We start from the raw sequence: 10,223 nt of genomic DNA, 5'->3' as shown, positions 1-10,223 counted from the left end.
ATCGCCAAGCTCCATACATCTAAAAACCCCTCGCATGAGGGGTTTTTTTTTGCCTAGAATAACTTAAGGTTTTTAATGGAACTGTTCAAAGTTGGATTTCCTAATTTGTCTGTAGACTTTTTTGGCTCTATTCCTTCAACCAACCAATTTTTAAAATATAAGGCAAAAAGTACTTTGATCCCGAGTCTTTGTATTGCTGATATTCAGACAAATGGTTATGGACAACGAGAGTCTCACTGGGAATCAGACCAGCAATCCATTACCTTTTCCTTATTATTACCTATCAACTGTCCAATTAATCAACTGCAGGGGTTTAGTCAGTTATTGGCCTTGCGTGTAAAACAATCATTAGCGATTAATACTGGGCACGATTATAAAGTCAAGTGGCCGAACGATATTTATATGGATGATTCAAAGGTAGCGGGATTGTTGGTTGAAGTGGTAAATAGAACTGATCATTTATGTTGGTTAGTTATTGGACTAGGAGTTAATACCGGAAGTTTTGAACATCAGTTTTCAGATTATTGTGCAAAGGGAGTACCTTTAAGTGAAGGTCAAAATAAATATGATTTAACATTCAAGTTGGTTCAAGCTTTACTAGAGACTGCGGATTCGTACCAGCCTGAAAAATGGGTATCTGATAAGTCAAACTGGAATAATTCTGATTATTTTCAAATTGGTGAACTTGTTAATTTGAAAGGGTGGTCATTTGATAAAGGCCTTTATCTTGGAGTTTCAGACTCGGGTAGTCTTTTAATTAAAACTATTAATAATGTATCTGATCAAGGTACAGTTGAGTTAACATCGGGTATGGTTTCGTTACGTAAAAAGGATAGACTGTGAACTGGTTGATTGACTTCGGTAACTCCAATGTAAAGTGGAGTTATGTTTTTAAGAACAAGTACATTAGCGGAGAAAGTTTGGATTATTCGGCTTTAACGCCAGCAGAGCTAATCGAAGTAATATATAAAACCATCTCCGAGCGTACTCATCCAAAAACTGTGCTGATTGCAAGTGTAGGTAAGTCAGAATTTGTGTCACCTTTTTGCAAACTATTATCAAGATGTTCTGGTGCTGATGTCCGATTAATAGAGTCCCCTAAAGTATTACTTGGCGTAACAAGTAGTTACGTAAATCCAAGGCAACTAGGTATTGATAGATTGTTAGCTATGGGGGCCGCATACCAGTTATCCCAGAGTGCCTGCATCGTGGTCGATATTGGTACAGCGATAACCTTGGATTGTATTGATCAGTCTGGTCATCATTTAGGCGGTTTGATTGTTCCTGGTACGGATTTAATGCTAGAGAGTTTAAAGGGTGAATCAAGTAAATTAGCCACTAATGCTCAATTTAATGCTTTCACTCGCAGTTTCCCATTATTGGGGAAAAGTACAAACGATGCAATGTTATCTGGTATTCATTATTTGATTGTTCATTTTATTAGAGAGCATGTTCAAATAATAAAAAAAACACTGTTAAATGATCAAGTGCCCTTAGTGTTTTTAACGGGGGGAGGGTCTAATGTTTTTGTTGAGAGCCTTGGGGATGATTGGTTATTCCAACCAAACCTTGTTCTGCAAGGATTACACTTTTTTTTGATCTCTAAAGATTATCAATGATTTTTTATAGAATAGCGTTGACAACAAAGTTATAAGCCTTATAATACCGCCCTATTGCCGACATAGCACAATTGGTAGTGCAACTGATTTGTAATCAGTAGGTTGGGAGTTCGAGTCTCTCTGTCGGCACCATTCATTTCACATTTCTTGCTATTCATCATAAAAAAATACCTAAAAACACCGCAATTTATTATTCAAGTTTTACTGGTTTTATCCAGACTGGTATAATGCTCCAACTAATTATTACTTGGAAGACGTAATGGAACAACAATCGAGTTTTACTAAAGAAGAAATTTTAGCTTGTGGCCGCGGAGAATTATTTGGTCCTGGCAACGCGCAATTGCCGAAGCCACCGATGTTGATGTTTGATCGCATCACACATATCTCGGAAGAGGGCGGTACGTTCGGCAAAGGACAAATTCGTGCAGAACTCGATGTAAATCCAGATTTATGGTTTTTTGAATGTCACTTTAATGAAGACCCGGTTATGCCTGGTTGTCTTGGTTTAGACGCTATGTGGCAGTTAATTGGCTTTTACCTAGGTTGGACCGGTGGTCCTGGTCGCGGTCGCGCTTTAGGTTCGGGTGAGGTCAAGTTTTATGGTCAAGTGTTACCAACCGCTAAAAAAGTTGAATATGTTATTAATATGAAGCGTGTGATTAAGCGTAAACTTTATATGGGCATTGGTGATGCACACTTATTTGTTGATGGTCGTGAGATATATAGCGCCAATGACCTAAAAGTCGGATTATTTACTAACACGGATGCGTTTTAATTATGAGACGAGTAGTTATTACAGGTTTAGGCATTGTTTCCAGTATTGGTAACAATAAACAAGAAGTGATGGAGTCTTTACGATCCGGTAAATCAGGCATCGTAAGTGCTCCAGAATACACTGAGAATGGTCTACGTTCTCAAGTTCATGGCGCGGTTAAGAACCTTGATTTTGAAGCCTTGATTCCACGTAAGCAATTACGTTTTATGGGTGATGCCGCCGCCTATAGTTATATTGCGATGGAACAGGCGGTTGCCGACGCAGGTTTGGCACCAGAGATGGTCTCTAACGAGCGTACCGGCATTATCGCTGGCTCAGGAGGAGGATCAAATTCAAACTCCACGCAAGCGGTAGAAATTGCACGCGAAAAAGGTGTTAAACGTGTAGGGCCTTATATGGTAACTCGTACCATGGGCAGTACTGTTTCAGCTTGTTTAGCTACGCCATTTAAAATTAAAGGCGTTAATTTTTCGATCAGTTCCGCTTGCTCAACCAGTGCACATTGTGTCGGCACAGCAGTAGAACAAATCCAGCTTGGTAAGCAAGATGTCGTGTTTGCCGGTGGTGGTGAAGAGCTGCATTGGACTATGTCTGTGTTATTTGATGCCATGGGTGCATTGTCGACTAAATATAACGATACGCCCGATAAAGCATCGCGTACTTATGATGCAGATCGTGATGGTTTTGTTATTGCCGGCGGCGGAGGCATGGTTGTTGTTGAAGAACTCGAACATGCCTTGGCTCGTGGTGCAAAAATTTATGCTGAGATTACAGGTTATGGCGCGAACTCGGATGGCTATGACATGGTTGCGCCATCTGGAGAAGGTGCGGTTCGTTGTATGAAGCAAGCCTTAAGTACTGTTAAAGGGCCGGTGGACTACATTAATCCGCATGGCACGAGTACACCCGTTGGTGATACTAAAGAAATGGCCGCGGTACGTGAGGTGTTTGGCGATAATATTCCAAAAATCAGTTCAACTAAAGCTATGTCTGGCCATTCATTAGGTGCTGCGGGCGTTCATGAGTTAATTTATAGCTTAATTATGATGGAAAATGACTTCATTGCACCATCGATTAATATAGAGAACCTTGACCCTGAGTGCGAAGGCATGCCAATTGTGACTAAAACGATTGAGAATGCTGGCTTAAACCGTATCATGAGTAACAGCTTTGGATTCGGTGGCACAAACGCGTCTTTAGTGGTTGAACGTTACAAAGATTAATTCGTATCCTACAAACTAGGTTATACAGAGTATAAAAAAACCCACCTTACGGTGGGTTTTTTATTATGAGAACCTTAGTCATTACCGCTTAGCAAAATGGCCATAAGCAAATTCTAGGGGCAACTTGGCAGGATTTAAGTTGGTTTTCATAACGCCAGGCCTGGTTGCGAACTTTCTTTGCTACATCTAGTAGCCAAGGTTTTTGATTGTAGGTTTTACGGGAGTAGCCACCGTTGCCTTCATGGTAAGCCAAATACAGGTTGTAAGGATCGCCAAGCGAAATGCCGTTACGCTTGTTTGATACACTGTTATACCAGCCAATAAAATCAAGTGCATCGTATTTATTATTACGTCGAGCCGAGTAGTTGTTGGTTGCTTTTTGGTAATCATGCCAAGCGGGGTTTTGAGCCTGAGCAAAACCATAAGCACTGGAGCGGCGCGGTAAGGGTATAAAACCCAATGCGTATTCACGTGGCGGGCGGGCATTGTGAACAAATCGAGACTCTTGGTAGACAAAAGCTTTGAGGATCGGTACGGAGGTTCCCCATTTTTTCTCCGACTTTTTGGCGGCATAATACCAGTGGCGATCGTGTTCAATAATGTCACAAATATTGTCCTGCGCTGAGGCGGCCGGTGGCGTGTTTGAACAACCCGATAAGGTTATTAATATAACCCCAGTTGAAAACCAGATGCTCATCTTCGGCAGGTTAAGCCTGGTTATAAAGTGGCTAAGCATAATATTCCTATATTTCTATTGAACATAACTAAATTCGTAAAGGTAAATTAGTTGGCCTGAAGGGTCAAGTATTTCAATGGCCCAGGCCCCTTGTTGAGCACTAAACAGCGATTGTTTAGATTGAATAATCGAGCGTTCCGCTGGCCAGTTTTGAGTTTGTATTAAATGGCGCTGCCACAGCCAACGAATTGTTAAGGCCATCGGCTTATTAAAATCATGTGTATCTACTTCCAATATAAGCTGACGGACATATTTGGGTAGATGTGCTCCAGCTGTAAATTTTTGTTCTGCATTATCACCATTATACAGACTAACCTTAAACTCTTGATTGAGAGGCTTAACGGCTTGTTTGGGTATAACCGGATGGGCTTGATTTACCTCCGACAAACTTAGGCGTTCCTGGTCCGATAGCAAGCTAAGAGACGAACTATCAACCGACTCCCAATCTGCTGGAGTATTGATAGGTATCAAAGTAGAGGTCTTAACGACAGGGGCCGCTTGTTTACTGGGCGCATCTGGTAAATCAACCTGGCTGTTTTGAATAATCAGGTAGGCGGTAATGATACCCGCCAGTGCGGTCATGACAATCCATATCACGCGATGACGTATGTAGTTTTTTTTATCGTACTTATCACCGGCCATCATTTCTTGTTGGGCTTCTTGCCAGCCTTGATCATACAAACTTCGTAATTGGGTGTTGCCGCGAATTTGACTCGGAATGTGACTTAAACTCCGCCCTTTTAGGCCAAACCGGTAGCCGGTTTTATACGCTTGATGTTTTTCTTGGCTGTTTAGGTCCGGGTTTGACATGCCGACATTCCGATTGCGTTAGGCTTGTGTTTCAAATAAGGCATCGGTAAATTCATTCGCGTTAAAAACACGCAAGTCATCAATGGTTTCACCGACACCGATGAAACGAACCGGTATCCCCAGTTGCTGAGCCAGTGAAAACACGATCCCGCCTTTAGCGGTGCCATCCAATTTTGAAATCACCAGGCCAGTTAATCCCATGGCTTCATGGAACTGTTTCGCTTGGCTAAGCGCGTTTTGTCCGGTACTGGCATCCAACACTAGCATCACTTCATGCGGTGCGCTGGCATCGACTTTAGACATCACGCGTTTGACTTTTTTAAGTTCTTCCATCAGGTTACTTTGAGTATGCAAACGCCCAGCAGTATCCGCAATCAAAACGTCAATTTTGCGTGCTTGAGCGGATTGAATCGCATCATAAATAACCGCGGCGGAGTCGGAGCCTGTGCCTTGCGCAATTACGGGCACTTGGTTACGTTCGCCCCAAGTTTGCAACTGCTCAACCGCCGCCGCACGGAAGGTATCGCCGGCGGCCAACATCACAGATTTACCTTCTTGCTGAAACTTTTTCGCCAGCTTACCAATGGTTGTGGTTTTACCGACCCCATTGACCCCGACCATTAAAATCACAAAGGGTTTATCAGATTTAACCAGCGTTAAAGGCTGGCTAACCGGTTCTAATATCGCACGCAGTTGAATTTTTAACGAATCAATTAACGCTTGAGAATCTTTCAGTTCTTTACGCGAAACCTGCTGGGTTAGGTTTTGAATAATGTGATCAGTCGCGTCTATGCCAACATCGGCAGTGAGCAGTAGCATTTCCAGCTCGTCTAATAGGTCTTGATCAATTTCTTTTTTGCCCAGTACCAAGTCCGCCAGCCCATCATTCAAGACTTTGCGGGTTTTACTAAGTTGGCTTTTTAAACGCGCAAACACACCAGGCCTGGTGGTCGTTTCTGGCTCCTGCGCTTGGTTTTCTAAAGGGTAGGCGTCACTTTGTGCTTCGGGTTTTTCGGTCTGGTCTGTGGCCGTATCTTGATCTTTTTTGCGTAAAAAACTAAACATAGTTTCCTCATGAGCTTATGATGGAACCCGTGCGGGGTTTCACTTGTAAAATGGCAATCCGACCATTATAAATGAAAAACGCGAAAAACCTAATTCACACAGCCAAGAAGCTATAGGGGAGTTGGCCGATGAAGTCCAAATTAATGCGATCAGTAAGTCCAATAATAAGCGGTATCGTTTTGTTAACTGGCCTCAGTTTGAGTGTGATGGCACAAGCCGAACTGTTTGAAACCACGCTCGAAAATGGTCTGCAAGTGGTGGTGAAGCAAGACACACGTGCACCCATTGTGGTGCACCAGATCTGGTATAAAGTGGGTGCCAATTATGAACCCAATGGCCTAACTGGTGTGTCACACATGCTTGAGCATATGATGTTTAAAGGTACGGATTCGGTCGAGCCAGGTCAGTTCTCCAAGCGGGTTTCCCAAATGGGTGGGCGAGAAAATGCATTTACTTCAGCCAATTATACGGCCTATTTTCAAGTGGTCGGAACACAACATTTAGAAGAAGTCATGACGCTTGAATCGGATCGTATGGCGAACTTGTCGTTAACCAACAAGCAATTTCAGCCCGAGCGCAATGTGGTCAAACAAGAGCGATTATGGTCGGTGGAAGATAGACCGAGCTCTAAGTTATTTGAGCAGTTTAAAGCGACGGCTTATTTAAGTAGCCCAGAACGCAATCCGGTCATTGGTTGGATGAAAGATATTGAAAATTATGAGCTGCAAGATTTAAAAGACTGGTATCGTCAATGGTATGCGCCCAATAATGCGACTTTGGTGGTAGTGGGTGATGTCGATCCGCAAACCGTGGTTAAACTGGCTCAAAAAACCTATGGTGTTTATCCTCCTCGAACCATCAATCCCCCTAAATCCCAGTTTGAACTTGAGCAACAAGGTCAGCGCCGTTTCGAGTTAAAAGACGCCACGCCAGTGCCGAATATTATTATGGGTTACCATGCGCCAAGCCTAGTCACCGCGCAGGACCTTCAAGAAGTTTATGCTTTAGCCGTACTGGCGAGTGTGTTAGATGGCGATGATAGTGCGCGCTTAACCCAATCTTTGGTTCGAGATCAAAAAATCGCCAGTTCAATCGGCGCTTTTTATCGGTCAACTGGCCGCTTAGGCGCGCAATTTTTATTCAGTGCCCAGCCACAAGCCGAGGTTGACATAGAAACGCTTGAAGCCGCTATATTGGCGGAAATTGAGCGCTTACAAAACGAGCCGATTCAGCCAGCCGAGTTAGCTCGGGTGTTGGCGCAGGCCGAAGCCCAATATGTTTATCAGCAAGATTCGATTCAATCCCAAGCGAACAGTATCGGCTCTATGGTTAGTGTGGGCTTGCCAGCCGATACGATGCAACATTGGGTCGAAAACTTACGTAGCGTCACGCCTGAGCAAATTCAAGCGGTGGCTAAAAAAGTTTTGCACGCGGATAATTTGACGGTTGGAATTTTACGCCCAAGCGGTGAAACCAATCGCAAACCTACCCCAAAACCTGAATTTAGCGGGAGAATGCACTGATGAAAAAAATTATGCACGTTTTAGTTTTCGCCATTGGCTCAATCGTCTTTAGCCTTTCTCAGGCGTCGATCGACATTCAAACCTGGCAGACGGCAAAAGGGGTGAAAGTACTGTTTGTTGAAGCGCCTCAACTGCCGATGGTCGATATTGAAGTGAGCTTTGATGCCGGTAGTGCGCGTGATGCCTCGCAACCAGGCCTGGCGAATTTAACGTCGGCCTTGTTGTCAGCGGGCACAAAGCAAAAAGACGAGCAACAAATCTCGATCGGCTTTAATAACTTAGGCGCGCAATTTGGTGGCCAAGCGAGTCGGGATTCGGCCAGTTTTAATTTGCGTAGCTTAACGCGAGAAAACTTGCTGAGCCCCGCGCTGGACTTGTTTGCCGAAGTATTGGCGCAACCGACTTTTCCTAAAGCGATATTTGAACGTGATCAAGCGCGTTTGATTCAAGCGTTAAAACAGCGCGAAGAGCAACCCAATCAAGTAGCAAGTTTGGCTTTCTGGCAGGCCTTGTATGCCGACCATCCTTATGCCCATCCGACCGCAGGTAATATTGAATCCGTGCAAGCGATTAAACCGCGCGATTTAAAAGCGTTTTATCAACGTTATTATGTGGCTAAAAACGCTCAGGTCTCGATTGTGGGTGCGATTGATCGCAAACAAGCCGAGCAGATCGCTGAACATCTTACACGTTCACTAAAAACCGGGGAACCTGCGCCTGCTTTACTAACACCTAAACCTTTACAAACCGCGCAAACCGAAGTGGTTGACTTTAGTTCGGCACAGACCCATTACATGCTGGGTCAGTTAGGCGTTGAACGCGGTCATCCAGATTATTATGCGTTGTTTTTAGGCAATCATTTATTGGGCGGCAGCGGATTTGGCTCACTACTAGTGGAAGAAGTGCGTGAAAAACGCGGTTTGGTTTATAGCGTTTACAGTTACTTTGCACCCATGCGGGTGGCCGGACCTTGGTTGATTGGTTTATCGACCCAAAACAGTCAGGCTTTAGAAGCGGATCAAGTGGTTAAACAAACCTTACAGGACTTTATGACCGACTTTTCGGATGAAAAGCTGACCGACATTAAAAGTAACTTGATTGGTGGCTGGCCGTTGCGTTTAGACAGCAATAGCAAAATTCTGGGTTATATCAGTATGATCGGTTTTTATGATTTACCGTTAGACTACTTGGACGCGTTTCCACGTCATATCGAGGCCTTAACTAAGCAAGATGTATTAGATGCTTGGCAGCGTCATATTCAAGCTGACAAAATGCTGACATTGATGGTCGGACAGCCTGAATAATGTGGGTGGGTTGAGATGAAAAAAACCACCCAGGTTGCAAACCAAGCACCTACCAAAAATACCAGGCCTGGTGGTGTTATACGAATTATCGGCGGCGATTGGCGTGGGCGTAAATTGCCGGTTCTGGATCAGGATGGCTTGCGTCCGACTTCAGATAGGGTGCGCGAAACCCTGTTTAATTGGTTACAGTTTGAGATAGCCGGCAAACGTTGCTTAGATGTGTTTGCTGGTTCAGGCGCGCTTGGGTTTGAAGCCAAATCGCGTGGCGCACGTGAAGTATTGATGCTAGAAAAGTCCGAACAAGTAGCACGTCAGTTAACGCGAAACAGCCAATTGTTGAAGGCGCACGCCATAAAGATACAAACCGCCGATAGTCTGCAATATCTCGCGCACAATGCTGAACAAGGATTTGATCTGGTGTTTATTGACCCGCCATTTAATCAAAATTTGGTTCAGCCAACCTTGGATGCCTTGTTTAAAAATGGCTGGTTAAACCACCAGGCCTGGTTGTATATTGAGCAAGAAAAACAACTGGATTGGCCAACTTTACCCAGCGGTTGGCAAATTTATCGCGAAAAAGCCACGGCCCAAACACGCTTCGCGTTATGGCATCCCGTGGAATCGTCGCAATTTTAAAAGACTCAAGGTATGATGTGCACAATAACTAATGAGATAAATCTATGACGATTACCGCTGTTTATCCAGGCACATTTGATCCGATCACCTGTGGCCACACTGACCTAATTAAACGCGCGGCGCAAGTCTATGATCGTTTGATTATTGCGGTGGCAAATAATCGCAATAAAACCCCACTGTTTAGTTTAGACGAACGCATTGAATTAGCCAAAGCGGCGACGGCTCAATGGCCACATGTTGAAGTGGTTGGGTTTGATTGTTTATTGGTGGAGTTTATGAACCAAGTAGAGGGGCAAGTGATTTTGCGTGGTTTACGAGCGGTGTCGGACTTTGAGTATGAATTCCAATTGGCGTCGATGAACCGTAAACTAGCGCCACACATCGAAACTATGTTTATGACACCAGCCGAACAGTTCAGCTACATTTCATCCAGCTTGGTGCGTGAAATCGCGGCCTTAAAAGGCGATGTGAGTGAATTTGTTCCCCCCGAAGTCGCCAAGGCGATTCAGCAAAAATTCGTCTAAATGAGCGC

The 10,223-nt window shown here is 44.1% G+C and carries 11 protein-coding genes and 1 tRNA gene; 9 read left to right on the top strand and 3 right to left on the bottom strand.

The window, feature by feature from the left end; genetic code table 11:
* Positions 1 to 75 precede the first annotated feature (75 nt).
* From IBX48_RS02560 to fabB, 5 genes are all read left to right on the top strand, one after another.
* Positions 76 to 843, top strand: coding sequence for a biotin--[acetyl-CoA-carboxylase] ligase (locus tag IBX48_RS02560; protein WP_296830383.1), 768 nt, complete (start codon positions 76 to 78; stop codon positions 841 to 843).
* Positions 840 to 1,619 carry a type III pantothenate kinase gene (locus tag IBX48_RS02555; protein WP_296830381.1) on the top strand — a complete coding sequence of 260 codons (780 nt, stop codon included), beginning with the start codon at positions 840 to 842 and terminating at the stop codon, positions 1,617 to 1,619. Before IBX48_RS02560 ends, IBX48_RS02555 begins: the two co-directional genes overlap by 4 nt.
* Positions 1,620 to 1,675: 56 nt before the next feature.
* Positions 1,676 to 1,751 (top strand) — tRNA-Thr (locus IBX48_RS02550).
* Between the two features lie 127 nt (positions 1,752 to 1,878).
* Positions 1,879 to 2,394 carry a 3-hydroxyacyl-[acyl-carrier-protein] dehydratase FabA gene (fabA, locus tag IBX48_RS02545; RefSeq protein WP_029933703.1) on the top strand — a complete coding sequence of 172 codons (516 nt, stop codon included), beginning with the start codon at positions 1,879 to 1,881 and terminating at the stop codon, positions 2,392 to 2,394.
* A 2-nt stretch (positions 2,395 to 2,396) separates the two neighbouring features.
* On the top strand, positions 2,397 to 3,617 hold the full coding sequence (fabB, locus tag IBX48_RS02540) for a beta-ketoacyl-ACP synthase I (RefSeq protein ID WP_296830378.1): 1,221 nt from the start codon (positions 2,397 to 2,399) through the stop codon (positions 3,615 to 3,617).
* A gap of 88 nt (positions 3,618 to 3,705) precedes the next feature.
* On the opposite strand, the gene IBX48_RS02535 is transcribed toward fabB, so the two are convergent.
* The 3 genes from IBX48_RS02535 to ftsY are packed head-to-tail and all read right to left on the bottom strand — an operon-like array spanning position 3,706 to position 6,228.
* Entirely contained in the window at positions 3,706 to 4,314 is a 609-nt protein-coding gene (locus IBX48_RS02535; RefSeq protein WP_296830376.1) for a hypothetical protein, read from the bottom strand.
* Positions 4,315 to 4,368: 54 nt separating this feature from the next.
* Positions 4,369 to 5,163: a hypothetical protein gene (locus IBX48_RS02530; protein WP_296830373.1), complete on the bottom strand. Its 795-nt coding sequence runs from the start codon at positions 5,161 to 5,163 to the stop codon at positions 4,369 to 4,371.
* 18 nt (positions 5,164 to 5,181) lie between these two features.
* On the bottom strand, positions 5,182 to 6,228 hold the full coding sequence (gene ftsY, locus IBX48_RS02525; RefSeq protein WP_296830371.1) for a signal recognition particle-docking protein FtsY: 1,047 nt from the start codon (positions 6,226 to 6,228) through the stop codon (positions 5,182 to 5,184).
* 128 nt (positions 6,229 to 6,356) lie between these two features.
* Between ftsY and IBX48_RS02520 the strand changes: the two genes are divergently transcribed.
* From IBX48_RS02520 to coaD, 4 genes are read left to right on the top strand one after another with little or no spacing between them, the layout of a single operon-like run.
* Positions 6,357 to 7,751, top strand: a complete 1,395-nt coding sequence (locus tag IBX48_RS02520) for a pitrilysin family protein (RefSeq protein ID WP_296830370.1) — start codon at positions 6,357 to 6,359, stop codon at positions 7,749 to 7,751.
* The gene (locus IBX48_RS02515; protein WP_296830368.1) at positions 7,751 to 9,055 is read left to right on the top strand and encodes a pitrilysin family protein; all 1,305 of its coding nucleotides are present in this window, start codon (positions 7,751 to 7,753) and stop codon (positions 9,053 to 9,055) included. Before IBX48_RS02520 ends, IBX48_RS02515 begins: the two co-directional genes overlap by 1 nt.
* 15 nt (positions 9,056 to 9,070) lie before the next feature.
* Positions 9,071 to 9,691 carry a 16S rRNA (guanine(966)-N(2))-methyltransferase RsmD gene (gene rsmD / locus IBX48_RS02510; RefSeq protein ID WP_296830366.1) on the top strand — a complete coding sequence of 207 codons (621 nt, stop codon included), beginning with the start codon at positions 9,071 to 9,073 and terminating at the stop codon, positions 9,689 to 9,691.
* A 44-nt stretch (positions 9,692 to 9,735) separates the two neighbouring features.
* Positions 9,736 to 10,215, top strand: a complete 480-nt coding sequence (coaD, locus tag IBX48_RS02505) for a pantetheine-phosphate adenylyltransferase (RefSeq protein WP_296830363.1) — start codon at positions 9,736 to 9,738, stop codon at positions 10,213 to 10,215.
* Positions 10,216 to 10,223 lie beyond the last annotated feature (8 nt).

Origin of the sequence: Thiomicrospira sp., assembly GCF_014859555.1 — a bacterium.
Taxonomy (GTDB): domain Bacteria; phylum Pseudomonadota; class Gammaproteobacteria; order Thiomicrospirales; family Thiomicrospiraceae; genus Thiomicrospira.
This window is presented reverse-complemented; position numbering and strand designations above follow the sequence as displayed.